Annotated in this window: 19 protein-coding genes; 9 read left to right on the forward strand and 10 right to left on the reverse strand. The window is 70.9% G+C overall.

Going from position 1 to position 21,983, the window contains the following annotated elements; all coding sequences use genetic code 11:
- Nucleotides 1-22 precede the first annotated feature (22 nt).
- Genes ABD250_RS00090 through ABD250_RS00100 form a run of 3 tightly spaced genes read left to right on the forward strand, consistent with a single transcriptional unit; the run spans nucleotide 23 to nucleotide 2,783 of the window.
- Nucleotides 23-958: an ATP-binding cassette domain-containing protein gene (locus tag ABD250_RS00090; protein WP_182658936.1), complete on the forward strand. Its 936-nt coding sequence runs from the start codon at nucleotides 23-25 to the stop codon at nucleotides 956-958.
- Nucleotides 955-1,746: an ABC transporter permease gene (locus ABD250_RS00095; RefSeq protein ID WP_182658938.1), complete on the forward strand. Its 792-nt coding sequence runs from the start codon at nucleotides 955-957 to the stop codon at nucleotides 1,744-1,746. Before ABD250_RS00090 ends, ABD250_RS00095 begins: the two co-directional genes overlap by 4 nt.
- A 38-nt stretch (nucleotides 1,747-1,784) precedes the next feature.
- A complete protein-coding gene (locus ABD250_RS00100) occupies nucleotides 1,785-2,783 on the forward strand; it encodes a COX15/CtaA family protein (protein WP_182658940.1) in 999 nt (332 codons plus the stop codon).
- Between the two features lie 80 nt (nucleotides 2,784-2,863).
- On the opposite strand, the gene ABD250_RS00105 is transcribed toward ABD250_RS00100, so the two are convergent.
- Nucleotides 2,864-4,339 (reverse strand): hypothetical protein, encoded by a 1,476-nt coding sequence (locus tag ABD250_RS00105; protein ID WP_344389760.1) that lies wholly within the window; start codon nucleotides 4,337-4,339, stop codon nucleotides 2,864-2,866.
- A gap of 114 nt (nucleotides 4,340-4,453) precedes the next feature.
- On the opposite strand from ABD250_RS00105, the gene ABD250_RS00110 reads away from it, so the two are divergent.
- The gene (locus ABD250_RS00110) at nucleotides 4,454-5,422 is read left to right on the forward strand and encodes a quinone oxidoreductase family protein (RefSeq protein WP_182658436.1); all 969 of its coding nucleotides are present in this window, start codon (nucleotides 4,454-4,456) and stop codon (nucleotides 5,420-5,422) included.
- 4 nt (nucleotides 5,423-5,426) lie between these two features.
- Here ABD250_RS00110 and ABD250_RS00115 read toward each other — a convergent pair whose 3' ends face one another.
- Complete coding sequence (locus ABD250_RS00115) at nucleotides 5,427-6,335, reverse strand: heme o synthase (protein WP_182658437.1); 909 nt, start codon at nucleotides 6,333-6,335, stop codon at nucleotides 5,427-5,429.
- A gap of 283 nt (nucleotides 6,336-6,618) precedes the next feature.
- Between ABD250_RS00115 and tkt the strand changes: the two genes are divergently transcribed.
- The 5 genes from tkt to pgl are packed head-to-tail and all read left to right on the forward strand — an operon-like array spanning nucleotide 6,619 to nucleotide 13,102.
- Nucleotides 6,619-8,730, forward strand: coding sequence for a transketolase (gene tkt / locus ABD250_RS00120; protein ID WP_182658438.1), 2,112 nt, complete (start codon nucleotides 6,619-6,621; stop codon nucleotides 8,728-8,730).
- Nucleotides 8,727-9,833 carry a transaldolase gene (tal, locus tag ABD250_RS00125; RefSeq protein ID WP_182658439.1) on the forward strand — a complete coding sequence of 369 codons (1,107 nt, stop codon included), beginning with the start codon at nucleotides 8,727-8,729 and terminating at the stop codon, nucleotides 9,831-9,833. The genes tkt and tal overlap by 4 nt, the downstream gene beginning before the upstream one ends.
- A complete protein-coding gene (gene zwf, locus ABD250_RS00130; RefSeq protein ID WP_182658440.1) occupies nucleotides 9,830-11,410 on the forward strand; it encodes a glucose-6-phosphate dehydrogenase in 1,581 nt (526 codons plus the stop codon). The genes tal and zwf overlap by 4 nt, the downstream gene beginning before the upstream one ends.
- On the forward strand, nucleotides 11,395-12,327 hold the full coding sequence (locus ABD250_RS00135; protein WP_182658441.1) for a glucose-6-phosphate dehydrogenase assembly protein OpcA: 933 nt from the start codon (nucleotides 11,395-11,397) through the stop codon (nucleotides 12,325-12,327). The genes zwf and ABD250_RS00135 overlap by 16 nt, the downstream gene beginning before the upstream one ends.
- A 52-nt stretch (nucleotides 12,328-12,379) precedes the next feature.
- Nucleotides 12,380-13,102 (forward strand): 6-phosphogluconolactonase, encoded by a 723-nt coding sequence (pgl, locus tag ABD250_RS00140; protein ID WP_182658442.1) that lies wholly within the window; start codon nucleotides 12,380-12,382, stop codon nucleotides 13,100-13,102.
- Between the two features lie 135 nt (nucleotides 13,103-13,237).
- Here the strand turns inward: pgl and secG are convergent, their stop codons facing one another.
- The 8 genes from secG to uvrC all read right to left on the reverse strand — a co-directional run bounded on the left by secG (nucleotide 13,238) and on the right by uvrC (nucleotide 21,978).
- Complete coding sequence (secG, locus tag ABD250_RS00145; protein ID WP_107747569.1) at nucleotides 13,238-13,471, reverse strand: preprotein translocase subunit SecG; 234 nt, start codon at nucleotides 13,469-13,471, stop codon at nucleotides 13,238-13,240.
- A gap of 128 nt (nucleotides 13,472-13,599) precedes the next feature.
- Nucleotides 13,600-14,385, reverse strand: a complete 786-nt coding sequence (gene tpiA, locus ABD250_RS00150) for a triose-phosphate isomerase (protein ID WP_182658443.1) — start codon at nucleotides 14,383-14,385, stop codon at nucleotides 13,600-13,602.
- 29 nt (nucleotides 14,386-14,414) lie between these two features.
- The gene (locus ABD250_RS00155; RefSeq protein WP_182610297.1) at nucleotides 14,415-15,635 is read right to left on the reverse strand and encodes a phosphoglycerate kinase; all 1,221 of its coding nucleotides are present in this window, start codon (nucleotides 15,633-15,635) and stop codon (nucleotides 14,415-14,417) included.
- Nucleotides 15,636-15,792: 157 nt separating this feature from the next.
- Entirely contained in the window at nucleotides 15,793-16,809 is a 1,017-nt protein-coding gene (gene gap, locus ABD250_RS00160) for a type I glyceraldehyde-3-phosphate dehydrogenase (RefSeq protein WP_182610296.1), read from the reverse strand.
- Between the two features lie 118 nt (nucleotides 16,810-16,927).
- Nucleotides 16,928-17,911 (reverse strand): DNA-binding protein WhiA, encoded by a 984-nt coding sequence (whiA, locus tag ABD250_RS00165; protein ID WP_304815526.1) that lies wholly within the window; start codon nucleotides 17,909-17,911, stop codon nucleotides 16,928-16,930.
- Nucleotides 17,912-17,933: 22 nt separating this feature from the next.
- Nucleotides 17,934-18,899 (reverse strand): gluconeogenesis factor YvcK family protein, encoded by a 966-nt coding sequence (locus ABD250_RS00170; RefSeq protein ID WP_182658458.1) that lies wholly within the window; start codon nucleotides 18,897-18,899, stop codon nucleotides 17,934-17,936.
- Between the two features lie 40 nt (nucleotides 18,900-18,939).
- Nucleotides 18,940-19,812: an RNase adapter RapZ gene (gene rapZ, locus ABD250_RS00175; protein WP_182658456.1), complete on the reverse strand. Its 873-nt coding sequence runs from the start codon at nucleotides 19,810-19,812 to the stop codon at nucleotides 18,940-18,942.
- 3 nt (nucleotides 19,813-19,815) lie between these two features.
- Complete coding sequence (gene uvrC, locus ABD250_RS00180; RefSeq protein WP_182658455.1) at nucleotides 19,816-21,978, reverse strand: excinuclease ABC subunit UvrC; 2,163 nt, start codon at nucleotides 21,976-21,978, stop codon at nucleotides 19,816-19,818.
- Nucleotides 21,979-21,983 lie beyond the last annotated feature (5 nt).

Genomic DNA, 21,983 nt, shown 5'->3' on the forward strand with positions numbered 1-21,983 from the left:
CGGGGCGGCCTAGAATGCTCCCGTGACCTCACGCACCGACTCCCCCGCGCTCCACGTCGAGGGACTCGTCAAGAGGTTCGGGGAGACCACGGCCGTGGCCGGGCTGGACCTCCGGCTGGAGCGCGGTGAGGTGATGGCGCTCCTCGGCCCCAACGGCGCCGGCAAGACCACCACGGTCGAGGTCTGCGAGGGATTCCTCCGACCTGACGGCGGATCCCTGCGGGTGCTGGGGCTCGACCCGGTGTCCGACCGTCAGCGGGTCCGCAGCCGGATCGGCATGATGCTGCAGGGCGGCGGGGCGTATCCCGCGGCGCGTGTCGGGGAGATGGTCCGTCTGGTCGCCTCCTACTATTCAGACCCCCTCGACCCGGACTGGCTCCTCGCCGAACTCGGCCTCAGCGACCACGTCTCCACCCCCTACCGGCGTCTGTCCGGCGGCCAGCAGCAGCGACTCTCGCTCGCCATCGCGGTCATCGGCCGACCCGAGCTGGTGTTCCTCGACGAGCCCACCGCAGGACTCGACGCCCAGTCCCGGCGGGCCGTATGGGACCTGGTCCGGGCGATGCGTCGCGACGGAACCGCCGTACTGTTGACGACGCACCTCATGGACGAGGCCGCCGCCCTGGCCGACGAGGTCGTGATCATCGACCACGGCCGCCGTGTGGCCGCAGGCTCGCCGGCCGAACTGGCTCGGTCGGGGACGTCCGAGGGCGTGACCCTGGTCGTCGACGGCGAGGTCTCCCCGACTCTCCTGGGTCACGCGATCGGTCCGGACCACACGGTGACGACGGGGGCCGCGGCCGGCGTCCTGGAGGTCCACGGCCCGGTCTCCCCCGAACTCATGACCACTCTCTGCGCGGCGCTCGAGAAGGCCGACGTCCAGCTCACCTCCCTGGCGACCCGCGCCAGGAGCCTCGAAGAGGTCTTCCTCGACCTGACCGGACGGGATCTGCGATGACCGACACCCAGACCGGTGCCAACCGCTTCGCGCCGGGCACGTTCGCCCGCCCGTCCGAGCCCGCCCCGCTCGTCCGGATGGCCGCGTCTCAGACCCGGATGGAGCTGACGCTCTTCCTGCGCAACGGTGAGCAGCTCCTGGTCGCCCTGGTGATCCCCGTGGCCGTGCTGTTCGCGCTCACCGCGATCGAGTTCGGTTCGATCCCACAGCCGAGGATCGACTACGCGATCACGGCGGTGTTGACCCTCTCCGTCATGGGTACCGCGTTCACCGGTCAGGCCATCGCCGTCGGCTTCGACCGTCGTTACGGGGCGTTGAAGAGGCTCGGTGGCACCCCGCTCCCACCCGCGGTCATCATCGGGGGCAAGATCCTGGCCACGCTGATCCTGGTGGCCGGTCAGGCGGTCCTGCTGGGTGTGATCGCGGCCGGGCTCGGCTGGCGCCCCGGTGCGGCCGGCCTGGCGGTGGGCGCGGTGATCATCGCGTTCGGGTCGGTCGCGTTCTCGTCGATGGGGCTCCTGCTCGGGGGGACCCTGCGGGCGGAGATCGTCCTGGCGCTGGCCAACCTCATCTGGTTCGTCCTCATCGGCGCGGCCGGTCTGGCGATCGGTGTGGCAGCCCTGCCCGAGTGGCTGCACGACCTCCTCGTCGTCGTCCCGTCGTACGCGCTGACCAGCGCACTGGTCACGGCGATCGACGGAGGGTTCCCCGCCGTGGCGGCCCTGGTCCTGGTCGGGTGGACCGCGGTCTGCGCCGGACTGGCCGTGCGGCACTTCTCCTTCACCTGATCGCGGAGCCGTCTGCGCGCCCGCCTAGAATCGGGGGCGTGACCTCGACTTCGCACGCCCCGAACCCCGGCAGCCATGCCACGAGCGAACCCCCCGGACCGACGGGACCGTTGTCCCGTCTGCCGATGCCGTCGATCCGGCTGCAGAAGGGCCTCGCGCTGGCCAACGTCTTCGCCCAGATCGGCATCATGACCACCGGGGTCACCGTTCGGGTGACCGCCTCGGGGCTGGGCTGCGAGACCTGGCCGCGGTGCAACCAGGACAGTTTCGTGCCCGTCGCCGGCGCCGGACCCGCGATGCACCAGGCCATCGAGTTCGGCAACCGGCTCCTGACCTTCGTGCTGGTCGCGATCGCGGCGGCCCTGCTTCTCGCGATCCATCGTGCCGGCCGTCGCCGCGGGCTCAAGGTGCTCGCCTGGGCGATGCCCGCGGGGATCCTGGCGCAGGCGGTGATCGGGGGCATCACGGTCCTGGCCGGCCTGGTGTGGTGGACCGTCGCGCTCCATCTGCTCCCGTCCATGATCCTGGCCTGGCTCGCGGCCGTCCTGTTCGTCCGGATCGGGGAGGCCGACGACGCCCCCGCCCGCCGTGTCCTGCCCCCGCCGTTGTCCTGGCTCATCGTCCTGTCCGCGGTGCTCCTGGCCGGTGTGCTGGTGACCGGCACCATGGTCACCGGGGCCGGGCCCCACGCCGGTGACGCCCGCATCGAGGCCGCCGACCGCCTCCAGATGCCGATCCAGTGGCTGGTCCACTTCCATGCCGAACTGATGGTCGGGTACGTCTGCCTGCTCATCGGGCTGGCGTTCGGTCTTCTCGCGTTGCGCGCTCAGGGACCGGCCATCCGGCGCTGCCTGATCCTCATCGCGCTGATCGCGGCACAGGCCGTCGTGGGGATCACCCAGTACCAGCTGGGGGTGCCCGAGGTGCTGGTGGTCCTGCACGTGACGCTGGCGGGGGCCATCACCGCCGTGACCGGCGCACTCTGGGCCTCGGCGGTCATCAGGGACCGGGCGGACGGGAGTCCGCGGCCCGCGTAGTCCGGCCGGCGGCAGGGCCCGCCTGACGCGAATGCGGAACGGCCCCGCCGTGGCGGGGCCGTTCTCGTCCTACCGGGGTCTCAGAGCAGGGATCCGGAGCCGGCCATGCGCTTCCAGTGGCCCGCGGGCACATCGGTATGGGAGACCAGTTCACGGGTCCAGTCCGAACCGGTGAGCCCGGGAACCGAATCGCGCACGGCCTCGGCCTCGGCGAGGGTGTCGACCATGTAGTCGTCCATGACCCCGTCGGCGCCCACGAACGTCAGACGGATCCCCGTCCGACCGGTGGGCTGCAGGACGAGATCGGCCGCGCCGCCATGGCGGGCGAGGAACTTCTTGACGAACTTCACGGCGCCCGGGGGCGGTGTCGGGCCCGCCGGAACGCGCTCGACCTTGATGGGATCGATCTTCTCCGACGGCGCCTTCTCCGCCGCCTGCTTCTCGACCGACTTGTCCTCGGCGGCCGGCTCGTCCGCCGGAGGAGTCGCGGCGGGCTGGGACGCGGCAGGGGCGTCGGCGGGCCGGGAGGCGGCGGAGGGCGCGGCCTCCGTCCCGGTGGTCGCCGCGGGCTCCGTGGGCGTGTCCGCGGACTCCGCAGCCTTCGTGTCCGCTCCGGGTGCGGCGGCGGCGCCGCCTAGCGACAGACCCGCGGATCCGCCGCCGGGGGCCTTGGCCTTGGACCCGCCACCCAGCGTCAGGCCGCCCGGCTTGCCGCCTCCCGGGGCCTTGGCGCTCGACCCGCCCCCGAGGGAGAGTCCGCCGGACTCCTTCGCCGCCGGTGCCCCGTCGGTGGACGCCCCGTCGGCCGGAGTCGTGTCGCCGGTGTCGTCGGCCCCGACGTCGGTGGGCGTAGCGGCAGCCGATCCGTCGGTCTGTGCCGAGTCGGCGGCCGCGGCCGCACCCGCGCCACCGCCCAGGACCAGCGCGCCGACGGACTTGCCACCCGGGGCCTTGGCCCCCTGGCGGCCACCCAGCGTCAGGCCGCCCTTTCCGGGTGCAGGTGAGGCGCCCTTCCCGGCGGGCTCCGAGGTCGTGGACTCCGCCTGCGGCGCCCCTGATCCGGACCGGGCCGGCTCGGACGAGGGCGCGGGGGTGCCGGTCGCGGGCGCGCTCCCGGTCTTCGGCTCCGCGTCCGCGGCGACCGGGGTGGTGCCGGTCGCGGCGGCGTCCGCCGGGGAGGAGGTCCCGCTCCCCTCGATCTCCGAGATCCGCGATCCGTGCAGGGATGATGCGCCGCCACCGGGGGCCTTGGGGGCGCGGCGCCCCAGGCTGAGCCCCCCGCCGGAGGAGTTCGCCGACGCGGCCGCGGGAGCCGTGCGCGGGGTGGGCTGCTGTGCCGGCGCCTCGTCCGCCGGTGCGTCGGTGTCGGGAACGGCCGGGGTGGCGGCCTCGTCCACCGGTGCCGCGGTCTCGCCTCCGCCGGCCACCTCGTCGACGGCGGCGGGCGCCTGATCGGATTCCGACACGGCACCGGACCCGCTGGTGGTGACGGCGGGCCGACCGGTCGCCCGGACTCGCGGTCCCCCGGCGTACTGGGAAAGGATCTGCAGGCTCATGGGGGTAGCCTATCGCCTCCGGTGTCCCCGGTTGCCCGCCGCTCCCGGGGTGCCGCCACCAGACCGCGCGATATCCGGGCGGCGAGGGCGCGGGCTGTGGCGGATACTGGGCCCATGCGTGCAGTCCGGATCTCAGAACACGGTGGCCCCGACGTCCTCGAGCCTGTCGAGCTGGAGACTCCCTCACCTGGTCCCGGGGAAGTGCTCGTCCGGACCACCTCCATCGGCGTCAACTACATCGACACCTACTTCCGGGAGGGCATCTATCAGACCGCGTTGCCGTATGTCCCCGGCAGCGAGGGCGCCGGGGTCGTCGACGCGCTGGGGGTGGGCACGCCCGACCTCGTGACCGGGGACCGGGTGGCATGGTGCCAGGTGCCCGGTTCCTACGCGCAGTACGTGGTCGCCCCGGCGGAGGCCCTGGTCGCCGTCCCCGACGAGGTGTCCGACGGCGTCGCGGCGTCGATGCTCCTCCAGGGGCTCACCGCGCACTACCTCATCACCGACACCCATCGTGCGCACGGCGGGGACGCGGTACTGATCACCGCCGGCGCCGGAGGGGTGGGGCAGCTCCTCATCCAGATGGCGGTGGCCCGTGGATACCGGGTCATCACCACCACCTCGACCGAGTCGAAGGCGCAGATCTGCAGGGGCCTGGGTGCGCACCACGTCCTGCTCTATCCGGAGGCGACGCCCGAGAGGATCCGCGAGCTGTCCGGTGGCGGTGTGGCGGTGGTGTTCGACGGAGTCGGGCGGGACACCTTCGACACCAGTCTGGCCTCGCTCGAGCGGCGCGGCACGCTGGTGCTGTTCGGGGCGGCGAGTGGCCCCGTGCCGCCGGTGGACCCGCAGCGGCTCAACGCGGCCGGATCGGTGTTCCTGACCCGGCCCAAGCTCGGCGACTTCATCGCGACCACCGAGGAGTACCGCGACCGTGCGGCCGAGGTGATGGAGGGGCTGGTCGACGGGTCGCTCGTCCTCGACGTCGGGGCGACCTTCGGACTCACCGACGCGGCGCAGGCGCACCGGGCGTTGCAGTCGCGGCGCACCACGGGGTCGATCACGCTCGACCCCTCCAGGTGACCGATCAGAACAGGGAGAACGCCGCCGACAGGGTCTCGAGACCGAGAACGGCGTCGATCGACAGGGCCACGAACACCGCGGCCAGGTAGTTGTTCGACAGGATGAACAGCTTGAGGGGCTTGACCTCGACACCTCGGCGCACACCGGCCTCGAGGCGGTGGGCCATGACGATGAACCACACACCGAAGCCGATCGTGCCCGCCGCGTAGATCCATCCCGCCGCCGGGATGAGCACGAAGGTGCACAGGACCGTGGCCCAGGTGTAGAGGGTGATGCGTCGGGTGACGCCCTCCGCCGACATGACCACCGGCAACATCGGTACCCCGGCGGCCTTGTAGTCCTCCTTGTACCGCATGGCCAGGGCCCAGGTGTGGGGCGGGGTCCAGAAGAAGATGATGAGGAACAGGACGATCGCCTGCCACCAGTTGCTCGGTTGACCCTCGGGCAGGTGGTCGGTGATGACCGCCCACGAGACGAGCACGGGCATACACCCGGCGGCGCCACCCCACACCACGTTCTGGGCGGTGCGGCGCTTGAGGATCATCGTGTAGACGAAGACGTAGAAGCAGATCGTCAGCAGGATGAACAGGGCGGCGAGCCAGCTCTGTGCCAGGAGTCCCAGCCACAGCATGCTGGCCGCGCCGAGCACCAGGCCGAAGACCAGCGCGGCCCGGGGGGTCACGGCGTGGCGGGCCAGCGGGCGCCGTTCGGTCCGCTTCATGACCTTGTCGATGTCGGCGTCGACGACCATGTTGAGGGTGTTGGCGCTGGCGGCGCCGAGCCAGCCACCCACCAGCGTCAACAGCACCAGGCCGAGGTGGACCTGCCCGCGGTCGGCCTGCAGCATCGCGGGGATGGCGGCCACCAGGAGCAACTCGATGACGCGCGGCTTGGTGAGGGCGATGTACGACATGACGACGTCGACTACGCGGGCGCGCCCGCTCGCCGGAGCCGGCCGCCCCGAGGACTCTGGAGGGGAGACGGACGGCCCCCCACTCCGGGTCGGGGTGGAATCGTGCACCGGAACTCCTCGCAGCAGATGTCAACGCACTACCCGGCCGATACTACGTCCCCCCTGCACGCTCCGCGAAAGAGCGGGGGCGGGGACGGTCCGACCCCGGGCACCGGTGACCACTAAGGTGGTCCACGACATACGCGCGGATCCGCGCCGCACCCTCGACCCGGGAGAACCACAAGTGACCAGCGCGTCGGAGATCACCGAGCTCACCACCGCCCGCCACCCGTCCGACTGGACCGAACTGGACACCCGGGCGGTCGACACCGCTCGTGTCCTGGCCGCCGAGGCCGTGCAGAACTGCGGCAGCGGTCACCCGGGCACCGCCATGAGCCTGGCGCCCCTGGCCTACACGCTCTACCAGCGGGTGATGCGACATGACCCGTCGGACCCGAAGTGGGTGGGGCGTGACCGTTTCGTCCTGTCCTGCGGCCACTCCTCCCTCACCCAGTACGTCCAGCTCTACCTCGCCGGATTCGGGCTGGAGCTCGAGGATCTCAAGGCGCTGCGCACCTGGGGATCCAAGACCCCGGGTCATCCCGAGTGGAACCACACCGACGGGGTGGAGATCACCACCGGGCCGCTCGGCCAGGGGCTGGCGTCCGCGGTGGGTATGGCCATGGCCGCCCGGTACGAGCGGGGGCTGTTCGATCCGGAGGCACCCGCCGGGAAGAGCCCGTTCGACCACTTCATCTACGTCGTCGCCTCGGACGGGGACGTGCAGGAGGGCGTGACCGCCGAGGCCTGCTCGCTCGCGGGGACCCAGCAGCTCGGGAACCTCATCGCGGTCTACGACGACAACAAGATCTCGATCGAGGACGACACCCAGATCGCCTTCACCGAGGACGTGGCCGCCCGCTACGAGGCCTACGGCTGGCACGTCCAGACGGTCGACGGGGGTGAGGACATCGAGGCCATCGAGGAGGCGATCGCCGACGCGCGCGCCGTCACGGACAAGCCCTCGATGATCGTCCTGCGCACGGTGATCGCGTACCCCGCCCCGACGAAGATGAACACGGGGGCCTCGCACGGTTCGGCGCTCGGGCAGGCCGAGGTGGACGCGGTCAAGGAGGCGCTCGGCATGGGCGGCACCGAGCCGTTCACCGTGGACGACGAGGTGATCGCCCACACCCGCGCGGCACGCGACCGTGGCGCCCGCGTCCACGCGCAGTGGAGCGACATGTTCCACGCGTGGGCCGAGGCCAACCCCGAGGCGAAGAACCTCTTCGACCGCCTCTACTCCGGCCAGTTGCCCGAGGGCTGGGACGCCGGGCTCCCGAGTTGGGAGGCCGACCCCAAGGGTGTCGCCACCCGCAAGGCCTCCGCCAAGGCCATCCAGGCACTCGCCGGGACCCTCCCCGAGCTGTGGGGTGGGTCGGCGGACCTGGCGGGGTCCAACAACACCCAGATCGAGGGCGCCGACTCCTTCGGCCCCCCGTCGATATCGACCGGGATGTGGACGGCGTCCCCGTACGGGCGCAACCTGCACTTCGGCGTCCGCGAGCACGCCATGGGAGCGATCCTCAACGGGATCGCGCTGCACGGTCCCACCCGGCCCTACGGCGGGACCTTCCTCATCTTCAGCGAGTACATGCGCCCGGCCGTCCGGCTCGCGGCCCTCCAGGGCAGCAACGCCTACTACGTGTGGACCCACGACTCGATCGGTCTCGGCGAGGACGGCCCCACCCACCAGCCGGTCGAGCAGCTCGCGGCGCTGCGGGCCATTCCCGGCCTGTCCGTACTGCGGCCGGCGGACGCCAACGAGACGGCGGCGGCGTGGCGCGCGATGCTCATCGCCCTCGACGGTCCCAAGGGGCTGTGTCTGACCCGCCAGGACATCCCCGTCCTGGAGGGCACGGCCGAGTCGGCGCGCGAGGGCGTCGAGCGTGGTGGCTACGTGCTGGCCGAGGCGTCCACCGGATCCCCCGAGGTGATCCTGATGGGTACCGGTTCCGAGGTCCACCTGGCGGTCGAGGCGCGAGAGGCCCTCGAGGCCGAGGGCGTGCCGACCCGGGTGGTGTCGATGCCGTGTGTCGAGTTCTTCGACCAGCAGGATCCGGAGTACCGCGAGTCGGTCCTCCCCCGGTCGGTCCGAGCCCGGGTGAGTGTCGAGGCCGGGATAGCGATGCCGTGGTACCGCTTCCTCGGCGACGCGGGTCGGGCGGTGTCACTGGAGCACTTCGGTGCGTCCGCCCCGTACCAGACCCTGTACTCCGAGTTCGGAATCACCGGCGACGCCGTGGTCGCCGCGGCCCGCGACTCGCTCGCGGCCGTCAACGGGGAGGCATCATGACCAACGCCAATCTCGCCGCACTGAGCGCCGCCGGCGTCTCGGTCTGGCTCGACGACCTGTCCCGCCAGCTGCTCGCCTCCGGCGAGCTCGAGGAGCGGATGTCCACCTACTCGGTCGTGGGAGTCACCACCAACCCCGCGATCTTCCAGGCCGCCCTGGGCGACTCGTCGGCCTACGAGGCCGCGCTCACCGAGGCCGTCCGCGCGGACAGGGATGTCGATTCCGTCGTCCGCGCGCTCACCACCGCGGACGTACGGGACGCCTGTGCGGTCCTGGCCGACGTGTTCGAGGCCACAGACGGCGTCGACGGACGCGTCTCACTCGAGGTCGATCCCCGGCTGGCGGACGACACGGAGGGGACGGTGGCCCAGGCCGTCGAGCTCTCCGCGGTCGTCGACCGGCCCAACCTCATGATCAAGATCCCGGCGACGTCCGCCGGGCTCCCCGCCATCACGGAGGTGATCGGCCGGGGGATCGATGTCAACGTGACCCTCATCTTCTCGGCCGACCAGTACCGCGCGGTCGCGGAGGCGTACCTGGCGGGACTGGAGCGGGCTGCGGAGGCCGGTCACGACCTCTCCCGCATCCATTCCGTGGCCTCGGTGTTCGTCAGCCGACTCGACACCGAGATCGACTCCCGTCTGCCGGCGGACTCCGACCTGCGTGGCAGGGCGGGGCTGGCCAACGCGCGGCTGTGTCAGGACGTCTACGACGAGGTCTACGACACCTCCGGTCGTTTCGGTGACCTCGCCGCCCGGGGTGCCCGTCCCCAGCGGCTGCTCTGGGCGTCCACCGGCGTCAAGGACCCCGCCTACCCCGACACCATGTACGTGAGCGGCCTGGTCACCCACGGCACCGTCAACACCATGCCGTTCGCGACCATGGAGGCGTTCGCGGACCACGGCGTCCTCGAGGGGGACACCGTCCGGGGCACCGGTGGGGACTCGCGTGAGACCCTCGAGGCGCTGCGTGCGGAGGGGATCGACCTCGACGAGGTCTTCACGCTGCTCGAGCAGCAGGGCGTGAGCAAGTTCGTCAGCGCGTGGGACGACCTCATCGCCACGGTGACCTCGCGTATCGACGAGATCCCCTCGGGGTCGTGACCGACCCGGACAGTCGGCCCTCCCCGCCCGTCGGCGACCCCGTCGGCGGCCCGGAGGGGTCGGCCAACCCGCTCCGCGATCCGCGGGACCGGCGGCTGCCACGGATCGCCGGCCCGTCCGGGCTCGTCATCTTCGGCGTCACCGGCGACCTGTCCAAGAAGAAGCTCATCCCCGCCGTCTACGACCTCGCGAACCGGGGTCTGCTCCCCCCGGGCTTCTCCCTCATCGGCTTCGGTCGACGCCGGTGGACCCACTCCGAGTTCGCCGGGTTCGCCCGTGAACACGCCCGGGAACGGTGCCGTACCCCGTTCCGGGAGGACGTCTGGGAACAACTGGCGGCGGGACTGCGGTTCGTCACCGGGACCTTCGACGACGACGAGGGGTTCGATCACCTGGCGGAGCAGCTGACGGCTCTGGAGGTCGACCGGGGCACGGCCGGGAACTACGCGTTCTACCTGTCCGTCCCCCCGGACGACTTCCCCACGGTCTGTCGGCACCTCGACCGGACCGGATGCACCAGGGCGGTCGACGGATCGTGGCGCCGCGTGGTGATCGAGAAGCCCTTCGGTCACGATCTGGCGAGTGCCCGCGAGCTCAACGCGGTGGTGGGCGCCGTCTTCCCAGAGGACTCGGTGTTCCGCATCGACCACTACCTCGGCAAGGAGACGGTCCAGAACATCCTCGCCCTGCGCTTCGCCAACCAGCTCTTCGAGCCGGTGTGGAACGCCAATCACGTCGACCACGTGCAGATCACCATGGCCGAGGACATCGGTCTGGGCGGCCGCGCCGGCTATTACGACGGGATCGGGGCGGCGCGCGACGTCATCCAGAACCACCTCATCCAGCTCATGGCCCTGGTGGCCATGGAGGAGCCGACGGACTTCTCTGCCGCCGCGCTGCGGGCGGAGAAGACCAAGGTCCTCGAGTCCACCTCGCTGGCGCTGCCGGTCTCGGAGACCGCGGCCCGGGGTCAGTACTCCGGTGGGTGGCAGGGGTCCGAGCAGGTGGTGGGGCTCAAGGACGAGGACGGATACGATCCGTCCTCCACCACCGAGACCTATGCCGCGATCACCCTCGAGGTCCACAACAGACGCTGGGCCGGGGTCCCGTTCTACCTGCGCACCGGCAAGCGGCTGGGCCGACGCGTCACCGAGATCGCGGTGGTCTTCCGACGCGCGCCGCACCTGCCCTTCGACGCGACGATGACCCAGGAACTGGGTCAGAACGCCCTGGTGATCCGGGTGCAGCCGGACGAGGGCGTGACGCTGCGGTTCGGGTCCAAGGTGCCCGGGACCGCGATGGAGGTCCGCGACGTCAACATGGACTTCGCCTACGGCGAGGCGTTCACCGAGTCCTCCCCGGAGGCGTACGAGCGGCTGATCCTGGACGTGCTGCTCGGCGAGCCGTCACTCTTCCCCGTCTCGCGCGAGGTGGAGTTGAGCTGGATGCTCCTCGATCCCGTCCTCGACGAATGGTCGGCCGGCGGCACCCCGGAGCAGTACCAGGCCGGGACGTGGGGCCCTCGTGGCGCCGACGAGATCCTGGCCCGCAGTGGCCGCGCATGGAGGCGACCGTGATCATCGACCTGCCCGACACCTCGACCCGCGAGATCTCCAAGAAGCTCGTGCAGATCCGCGAGGACGCGGGGCTGAGCACCATCGGCCGTGTGCTCACGCTGATCGTCCTCACCGACCACGTCCGCGGCAGCGAATCCGCGATCGAGGCGGCCAACGAGGCCAGCCGCGAGCACCCGTGTCGCGTGATCGTGGTGATCCGCGGCAACCGTGCCAGGACGGACCGGCTCGACGGTCAGATCCGGGTCGGTGGCGATGCGGGAGCGGCCGAGGTGGTGGTCCTGCGGACCTCGGGGGCGATGGCGTCCCAGTCCGCCTCGTTGGTCACCCCCCTGCTCCTGCCGGACACCCCACTCGCGGTGTGGTGGCCGAGGCATTCGCCGACACTGCTGTCCGAGGACAAGGTGGGCCGTCTCGCGCGTCGCCGGATCGTGGACTCCGACGCCGAGGGGCACCCGACGGACGCACTGGCCAAGCGGGCGGCCGGATACTCCCCGGGTGATACCGATCTCGCCTGGGCCCGGGTCACGCACTGGCGTTCGCTGCTGGCGGCCACGCTGGACCGGCCGCCGTTCGAGACGATCACCGGCGCCACGGTGTGTGGCCCCGAACGGGCCGCGTCCGTGGACCTCGCCGGTGGGTGGCTCGCCTCCCGCCTCGGGATCGACGTCCACCGCGCGGTGGGGCCGCGGATGGTCGTCCTGGAGCGTGCCTCCGGATCGATCGTCATCGAGCAGGTGAGCCCCACCTCCGCGGAGCTGCGGATCACCGGCCACTCCCCCACGCGGGTGACGCTGGTGAAACGGAGCGTGGCGGACTGCCTCGCGGAAGAGCTGCGACGTATGGACACCGACGGCGTGTACGCCGACGCACTCGCGAACCACGATCGCGTGATCTACACCTCGGCCTCCGTCCGCTGAGCGGGGCCGCCCACCGACCGGACCACCGAGACCCGACACCACAGGAGGACCGATGTCCCACATCCGTCATCTCGTCCACGCCGACTCCGACGCGCTCGCTACCGCGGCCGCCCGGGCGGCGGTGGAGCATCTGACCGAGCGGATCGCCACCGCCGGACGGGCGAGTCTGTCGCTGACGGGGGGCTCGGTGGGGGTCAAGACCGCCGCCGCACTCGCGGACTCGACCGTGGAATGGGAGAAGGTCACGATCTTCTTCGGCGACGAACGCTTCGTTCCCGCCGACCACCCGGAACGTAACGACGGCCAGCTGGATGAGGCGCTGCTCGATGCGCTCGGCGACCGTCCGACCGTGCGCCGGTGGCCTGCCCGGACCGAGGACCTCGTCGACGTCGACGTCGCCGCCGCTCGCTTCCTGGAGTCGCTGGACGTGCCCGCCGGCGACGAGCCCCTCTTCGACGTGACCATCCTGGGCATGGGGCCCGAGGGGCACATCGACTCCATCTTCCCCCACACGCCGGCGGTCGCCGAGACGGAGCGGTTGGTCGTGGGGGTCCGCGACTGCCCCAAGCCGCCTCCGGAGCGGCTGACGTTCACCCTCCCGGCGGTTCGTCGCTCGCGGCACATCCTGGTGGTGGCCGCAGGTGAGGGCAAGGCGGAGGCGGTCGCCGAGGGAATCGGCGGGGCCTCACCGTCGGACTGGCCGGTGGCCGGCGCAGTGGGCACCGAGTCCACGACCTACCACCTCGACGTGGGCGCGGCGTCCGCACTGAACTGATCCGCGGGCACCCTGGTCACCGGGGACCCGTCTCTCGGCCACCGACAACCGGGTGTCCACGACGACAGGGTGCGCCCCTCCTCGCGGAGGTGCGCACCCCGTGTCGACGCGCCGCGCGGCGCGACGGTCAGACGGTCAGCCGAACCGGACCAGGAGTCCGACGGCGACGATGGCGATGAGCCACAGGATCGCGACGACCACGGTCACGCGGTCGAGGTTCCGCTCCACGACGCTGGACCCGGAGAGGCTGGACTGGACGCCACCGCCGAACAGCGAGGACAGTCCGCCCCCCTTGCCGCGGTGCAGCAGGATGAACAGCATCAACAGCAGGCTGGTGGCGACGAGGAAGATGTCCAGGGCGAGCTTCATGTGCGGATCGGGCCTTACGTCAGGTCGGGGTGGTCGGAGGACGACTGGTCCAGACTACCCGGTGAGGTCTCCAGGGCGAATCCCGGCGCGCCCGCCCGTCTCGGGGCGGCCACGCCGGGCCTGTCGACTCAGGGCAGTGGACCGCCGGCGGCGATGGCCGAGAGCTGGGCGAACTCGTCGGGCTTGAGCGAGGACCCGCCCACGAGACCGCCGTCGACGTCGGGCTGCTCGAGCAGCTCGCCGACGGTCGAGGAGTTGACGCTCCCGCCGTACAGGACCCGCATCTGATCCGCGATCTCGGGGCCGGCCAGCTCGGTGAGGGCCGCGCGGATCGCCGCGCAGACCTCCTGCGCATCCGCCGCCGAGGCGGTCTTCCCCGTGCCGATGGCCCACACGGGCTCGTAGGCGATCACGGTGGAGGCCAGTTGTCCCTTGTCCAGACCCGCGAGGGATCCCTTGAGCTGCTCCACGACGAACCCCACGTGGTCACCGGCCTCGCGGGTCTCGAGCTTCTCCCCCACGCAGACGATCGGGCTGAGGCCGTGCTTGTGGCACGCCGCGGCCTTGGCGGCGACCAACTCGTCGGTCTCCGAGTGGTACTCGCGACGCTCGGAGTGGCCGACCACGACATAGGTGCACCCCAGTTTGGCGAGCATCCCCGCCGAGATCTCACCGGTGTACGCACCGGACTCGTGGACCGACACGTCCTGCGCTCCGTAGGCGAAGCCGAGCTTGTCCCCCTCGATCACGATCTGTACACCGCGGATGTCGGTGTACGGAGGGATGAACGCCACCTCCACCTTCTCGAGGTACTTCTCGGGCAGTGCGAACGCCACCTTCTGCACGAGAGCGATCGCCTCGAGGTGGTTGAGGTTCATCTTCCAGTTTCCGGCGATGAGCGGGGTGCGTGCCATGACGTCTCCTGTGGGTCGGCGCGTGCGGATCAGTTGTTACTGCGTTCGAGGGCGGTGACCCCCGGGAGTTCCTTGCCCTCGAGGTACTCGAGCGACGCTCCGCCGCCGGTCGAGATGTGCGAGAAGTTCTCCTCGCCGAGCCCGAGCGTCCGGACGGCTGCCGCGGAGTCGCCGCCGCCCACCACCGAGAACGCACCGTTGCGGGTGGCCGTGATGATCGCCTCGGCGACGCCACGGGTACCGGCCGAGAACGCCTCGAACTCGAAGACGCCCATCGGGCCGTTCCAGAAGACGGTCTTGGCGGCGGACAGCTTCTCGGTGAACAGGGCCACGGACTCGGGACCGATATCGAGCCCCATCCGGCCGTCGGGAATCGCGTCGGCCGGCACCGTGGTGTGCGCCGCGTCGGCGGCGAACCCGTCGGCCGCCACCACGTCGACCGGCAGGGTGATCACGTCGCCGAACTTGTCGAGCAGGTCCTTGCAGGTGCCGATCATCTCCTCCTGAAGGAGCGAGGACCCGACGCCGTGGCCCTGTGCGGCGAGGAAGGTGAAGCACATACCGCCGCCGATGACCAGGGTGTCGACCTTGGGGGCGAGGGCCTCGATCACGGCGAGCTTGTCCGAGACCTTGGAGCCGCCGAGGACCACGGCGTAGGGGCGCTCGGCGTCCCCGGTCAGACCGGCGAGGACCTCGACCTCACTCTGGACCAGGTCACCGGCGTAGGCGGGGAGCACCTCGGCGATGTCGTAGACCGACGCCTGGGCGCGGTGGACCACCCCGAACCCGTTGGACACGAACGCGCCGTCCTCCCCCACGAGGCTCGCCAACTCGGCGGCCAGAGCAGCACGCTCGGCGGGGTCCTTGCTGGTCTCACGGGGGTCGAAGCGGATGTTCTCGACCAACAGCACGTCGCCGTCGGTCAGCCCGTTGGCGCGCTCACGGGCATCCGGCCCCACCACGTCGCCCGCCAGCTGCACGTAACGGCCCAGCTCGTCTCCCAGCTTCTCCGCGACGGGGGCCAACGAGAACGCGGGATCGGCCGCACCCTTCGGCCGGCCCAGGTGCGCTGTGATCACCAGTGCGGCGCCGGCGTCGAGGAGGGAGTTGAGGGTGGGCAGTGAGGCCGTGATCCGGCCGGAGTCGGTGATGGTCGATCCGTCGAGCGGGACGTTGAGGTCGCAGCGGACGAGGATCTTGCGACCTTCGACGCCGGCGTCGAGCAGGTCCTGGAGAGTGCTCACTGCCATGGGGTGGGGCTCCTGTCGGGAGGACGGTGGTGGTGTGGTGCGGGTGGTGTGGGTCGACATCGGTGGTGCGGGTGATGTACCTCGGGCCCGGCCGGGACGCTCTGGGCGTTCCCGGACCGGGCCCGGTGTGATGCAGGGTCGTCAGGCCCGAGGGCTCTTACAGCGACTTGCCGACCAGGCCGATGATGTCGGCGAGGCGGTTGGAGTAGCCCCACTCGTTGTCGTACCAGGACGCGATCTTGATCTGGCCGTCGATGGCCTTGGTTAGCGGCGCGTCGAAGATCGAGGAGTGCGGGTCGCCGACGATGTCGGAGGAGACGATGGGGTCCTCGGTGTACTTGAGGATGCCCTTCATGGGGCCCTCGGCCGCGGCCTTGATCGCGGCGTTGACCTCGTCGACGGAGGCCTTCTTCTCGAGCTCGACCGTGAGGTCGGTGAGCGAACCGGTGGGCAGCGGGACGCGCACGGCGTAACCGTCGAACTTGCCCTTGAGCTCGGGCAGGACCAAAGCGACCGCCTTGGCGGCACCGGTGGAGGTGGGCACCATGTTGATGCCGGCGGCGCGGGCGCGACGCATGTCGCTGTGGGGGGCGTCCTGCAGGTTCTGATCCTGGGTGTAGGCGTGGATCGTGGTCATGAGGCCCTTGATGATCCCGAACTCGTCGGAGAGGATCTTGGCGACCGGCGCGAGGCAGTTGGTGGTGCAGGAGGCGTTGGAGATGATCGTCTGCGAGCCGTCGTACTCGTGGTCGTTGACGCCCATGACGATGGTGATGTCCTCGTTCTTGGCCGGCGCCGAGATGATGACCTTCTTGGCGCCACCCTCGAGGTGGCCCTTGGCCTTCACGGCGTCGGTGAAGATGCCGGTGGACTCGACGACGACGTCGACACCGTAGTCACCCCACGGCACGGACGCGGGGCCCTCCTTGACCGCGAGGGCGCCGATCTTGGTCCCACCGACGGTGATCGACGAGTCGTCGAACGTGACGTCCTTGCCCAGGCGGCCGAGGATCGAGTCGTACTTGAGCAGGTGAGCGAGCATGTCGTTCGTGGTGAGGTCGTTGACGGCCACGATCTCGATATCCGTCTTGCCCTCGGCCTTCAGTGCCTCCACCGCGCGGTAGAAGTTGCGGCCGATACGTCCGAATCCGTTGATGCCTACGCGCACGGTCACGTGATGTCTCCTTATAGGTGGTGCGAGAAAAATACCCCTGAGGGCTGGGTGGTGCCCGGGGACGTGACCCAGACTACCCGCCCCATGTGGGGGCTGTGCAGGGTCCACAGACCACGGATCAGTCTTCGTCGAGCATGTCCTCGGTCACGACGGACTCGGTGTCCGGGATACCCAGATCGGCTGCTTTGCGGTCGGCCATGGACAGCAGTCGGCGGATCCGGCCGGCCACCGCGTCCTTGGTCATGGGTGGGTCGGCGAGCTGGCCCAGTTCCTCGAGCGAGGACTGACGGTGTTGGACGCGCAGCTCACCCGCGGCCAACAGGTGGTCCGGGACGTCCTCGGCCAGGATCTCGAGAGCGCGCTGGACGCGGGCGGCCGCCGCGACCGCGGCACGGGCCGATCTGCGGAGATTCGCGTCGTCGAAGTTGGCGAGCCGGTTGGCGGTCGCCCGGACCTCCCCGCGGGACCGTCGCTCCTCCCAGATGTCCCTGGTGGCGGAGGCGCCCATCCGGGCGAGGAGGATCCCGATCGCCTCCCCGTCCCGGATCACCACCCGGTCGCCGCCCCGGACCTCGCGGGCCTTCGCGGTGACCCCGAGCCGACGCGCGGCCCCCACCAGGGCCATCGCCGCCTCGGCGCCCGGAGCAGTGACCTCCAGGGCCGACGACCGTCCGGGTTTGGTGAGGGAACCGTGGGCGAGGAACGCCCCCCGCCACGACGCCTCCGCGGCCGCGACGGATCCGCCGACCACCGCGGCGGGCAACCCCCGGACCGTGCGACCGGCGGTGTCGACCAGGCCGAGCTGGCGGGTCAGGTCCGCGCCGCGGTCGATCACCCGCAGAACGAACTTCCGGGCCGGCTTGCCGCCGGATCCCCCGATCGGGTGGATCTCGCAGGGGACCGAGAACAGCGAGTCGAGTTCCCCGGACAGTCGGTCGGCGATCTCGCCCGAATCGACCTCCGCCTCGATCACGAGGCGTCCCGAGAGGACCTGGAGGGTGCCCGCGAACCGCAGGAGCGAGGCGATCTCCGCCTTCCTGGTCTCGGAGTTGCCCACCGGCACCCTCACCAGTTCGGACTTGACCTGTGCGGTCAGTGACACGCCCTGCTCCTTCGTTCTCCGGTCATTCATCGGCCCCCGCCGTCACCGTGGCGGCGAGCGCCCGGGCGAGCAGTGCGGGGTCGTGTACGGGTCTCATCGTCCCATCCGATGTCGTCCTGGCGATGTCCGCCACCATGACCCGCGCGCCGAGGCCCGCCGCGGCGCGGTCGAGGTGCTCGCGTTCGGTCCCGCTGAGCGGCATCCGGGGGTCCACCAGGACCACGTCGACGTCGACCTCGGGCGCGTGTTGGCGCAGGACGTGGAGGTGCTGCTCGGCGGAGAACCCGGCGGTCTCCCCGTGTTGCGGCGCCAGGTTGAGGACGAGCGCCCGGGTCGCGGACGTGCGGGCCAGAGCGGACGCGATCTCCGGCACCAGCACGTTCGGGATGACACTGGTGAACCACGATCCCGGTCCCAGGACGACCATGTCCGCGGCCTCGATGGCCTCGACGACGCCCTCCGCCACGGGCGGGTCGGCGGGGATGAGGCGAACCCGACGCACGCTGCCGGGCGTGGTGGCCACCGCGACCTGGCCGATGATCGTACGCACGACCCGGGGGTCGGCCTCCAGGCCGACGACCTCCGCGGCGATGTCGAGGGCGACCGGTGACATGGGGAGCACGCGCCCGGTCACCCCGAGCATCGACGCGACGGCGTCGAGCGCCTCGACGGGGTCCCCGAGCAGTTCCCAGAATCCCGCGAAGACGAGGTTCCCCACGGCGTGGCCCGCCAGTGCCCCGGTCCCTCCGTAGCGGTGCTGGAACAGACTGGTCAGCTGCTGGTGCTGGTCGTCGTCGGCCGCGAGCGCGCACAGCGCCATCCGGAGGTCTCCGGGGGGCAGGATGTCGAGCTCGCGCCGGAGACGCCCCGAGGAGCCGCCGTCGTCGGCCACGGTCACCACCGCGGTCACGTGGTCGGCCACCATCCGCCCGGCACGCAGGGTCGCCGACAACCCGTGCCCTCCCCCGAGGGCGACGAGTGATCCCATCCGGCCGGATCCGCCGACCGTGGCCTGGCCGGTCACGCGATCACTCTCGTCCGAGGTCACGGTGCCGGACGTGGACATTGACGGAGTCGAGGCCGGCGAGCCGCCCGGCCAGTGATTCGGCGATCGCCACGCTCCGGTGTTTGCCGCCGGTGCACCCGACCGCGATGGTCATGTACCGCTTACCCTCCCGCCGGTACCCGGTCATCGCGAGACCGATCATCGACACCGCGGCGCGCAGGTACTCCTCGATCGACTGGTCCGCGAGCACGTAGTCCTGGACGGGCTTCTCGCGGCCGGTGTGCGCCTGCAGCTCCGGGATCCAGTGCGGATTGGGCAGGAACCGCATGTCCAGCAGCATGTCCACATCCACCGGCACCCCGTACTTGAAGCCGAAGGACTCGACGGTGAGGTGGAAGTCGAACCCCAGGTCACCGAACGGCTTCTCGAGCCGGTGCCGGAGGTCGTGCACGCTCAGCGAGGTGGTGTCGACCACGACGTCGGCGCGGCCACGGATCCCCTCCAGCACCCTCCGTTCCCGCTGGATACCGTCGATCAGCCCGTCGCCCGACTGCAACGGGTGGGACCGCCGGACGTTGTTGAAGCGTTTGACCAGGGCCTCGTCGGAGGCGTCCAGGAAGAGGATCCTCGCCTGCGGGCGGCCGTCGAAGCGGCCCAGCAGTTCGCCGATGTGCTCGTCGAAACCCAGGCTGCGGACGTCCGCCACGATCGCCAACCTCTTGGGTTCCTCCTCCGTCTCGCCGAGGCGATCCACCAGTTCCCCGATGAACTTCAACGGGAGGTTGTCCACGACGTACCAGCCGAACTCCTCGAGCACCTTCGACGCCGTGCCCTTGCCCGCACCGGACATCCCGCAGATGAGCAGGAGCTCTCGGCCCTCATCGTTCATGTCCATGGTTCACCTCGAGTCGCTCGTTCCGCCATCGTCGACCGCACTCTCCGAGTCTCCCACGTCGGCGCCGGACCCGTCCGGACCCGGTGTGTCGGCGGGTGCCACATCCGCCGCCGGTGCCGCCGCCTCATCCGCCGCCTCATCCGCCCCCGGTGCCGCCGCCGCGTCCTGGGATCCCAGGGTGGCCCGGATCGCGGCCGCCACCCCGGGGCCGATCCCGGGGACCGCACAGAGGTCCTCGATCCCGGCCGCCCGGAGAGCGGACACGGTGGGGAACGTCTCCAGCAGTGCGGCGCGGCGTGCGGGTCCGAGCCCGGGTACCTCGTCGAGGACCGACGTCGTCATCCGTTTTGACCTGGCCCCCCGGTGCGCGCGGATCGCGAAGCGGTGTGCCTCGTCGCGCAGACGCTGGAGGAGGAACAGACCCTCGCCGTGCCGGGGGAAGATGACCGGGTACTCCTCCCCGGGCAACCAGATCTCCTCGAGCCGCTTGGCGATCCCGATCACCGGGACATCGGTGACACCGAGCTCGGACAGGACCTCGGCGGCGGCCTCCACCTGGGGCCGACCGCCGTCCACCACGAAGAGCTGGGGAGGGTAGGCGAATCGGCGGGTCGGAGTGGACCTGCCCGCCCCCGCGTCGTCGGGCTCGGCCCGGTCGTCGACGGGGCCGTCGGTGTCATCCGGGGTCACCGCCGGCTCCTCGTGGTGCCGCCGGAACCGTCGGCGGGTCACCTCGGCGATACTCGCGACGTCGTCGGAGTGACCGTCGCCGGCCGCCTCGCGGATCCGGTAGAGGCGGTAGTCGCTCTTGCGGGGCAGCCCGTCCTCGAACACCACCAGTGAGGCCATGACGTCGGTGCCCTGGGTGTGCGAGATGTCCACGCACTCGATCCGGAGCGGCGCCGTGTCGAGGTCCAGGGTCTCCTGGATCTCCTGCAGCGCGGCCGACCGCGCGGTCAGGTCACCGCTGCGGCGCAGTTTGTGCTGGGTCAGGGCCTCCACCGCGTTGCGCCGGACCGTCTCGGCCAGCGAGCGCTTGTCGCCGCGCCGGGGAATCCGCAGCGACACACGTGATCCGCGCAGGGTGGAGAGCCAGTCGGCGAGCTCGTCCGCGTCCTCGGGGAGGGCCGGGACCAGCACCTCCCGTGGCACCGCGGCGGCGAGATCGGCGCCCGATTCGGCGGCCCCGGCCAGGTCGGCCTCCCCTCCGTAGAACTGGGCGAGGTAGTCCGAGACGACACCGGGGACCGCGAGCGCCGGGTCGAACCGGCCGTCGGCGTCCACACCGTGCGCGTGCTCGACCACCCATCCGCGCTGGCCCCGGATGCGCCCGTTGCGGACGTGGAAGACCTGGACGGAGACCTCCAACTCGTCGGCCTCGACGCCCACGACGTCGGCGTCGGTACCGTCTCCCAGGACCACGGCCTGCTTCTCCATGGCCCGCCTCATCGCGCCGAGATCGTCCCGCAGCCGGGCCGCGCGCTCGAAATCCAGGTCCTCGGACGCCTCGAGCATCCGCTTCTCGATCCGCTTCATGATGACGTCGGTCCGGCCGGCGAGGAAGTCGCAGAGTTCGTCGACTATCTCGCGGTGCTCGTCCGCGGTCACCCGACCGATACACGGGGCGGCGCACTTGTCGATGTAGCCGAGCAGGCAGGGGCGGCCGAGCTGGGCCTGCCGTCTGAACACCCCGGCCGAACACGACCGCACGGGGAACACCCGTTGGAGGGTGTCGAGCGTGTCCCGGATCGCCCACGCGTGGGAGTAGGGACCGAAGTAGCGGGTCCCCGCCCGTCGCGGCCCCCGGTAGACGAATGCGCGCGGGAACTCCTCCCCCACCGTCACCGCCAGGAGCGGGTAGGTCTTGTCATCCCGGTACCGCACGTTGAAGCGGGGGTCGTACTTCTTGATCCACGTGTACTCCAGCTGGAGTGCCTCCACCTCGGTGGAGACGACGGTCCACTGGACGCCCGCCGCCGCGGTGACCATCTGTCTGGTGCGTGGGTGGAGCAGGGTGAGGTCGGCGAAGTACGACCCGACCCGGCTGCGGAGGTTCTTGGCCTTGCCCACGTAGATGACGCGGCCCTGGGCGTCGCGGAACCGGTAGACCCCCGGTTCCGTGGGGATGGAACCGGGGGCTGGGCGGTAGGTCCGCGGGTCGGCCACGACGC

The sequence above is a fragment of the Dietzia cercidiphylli genome (genome assembly GCF_039531545.1).
GTDB classification, from domain to species: domain Bacteria; phylum Actinomycetota; class Actinomycetes; order Mycobacteriales; family Mycobacteriaceae; genus Dietzia; species Dietzia natronolimnaea.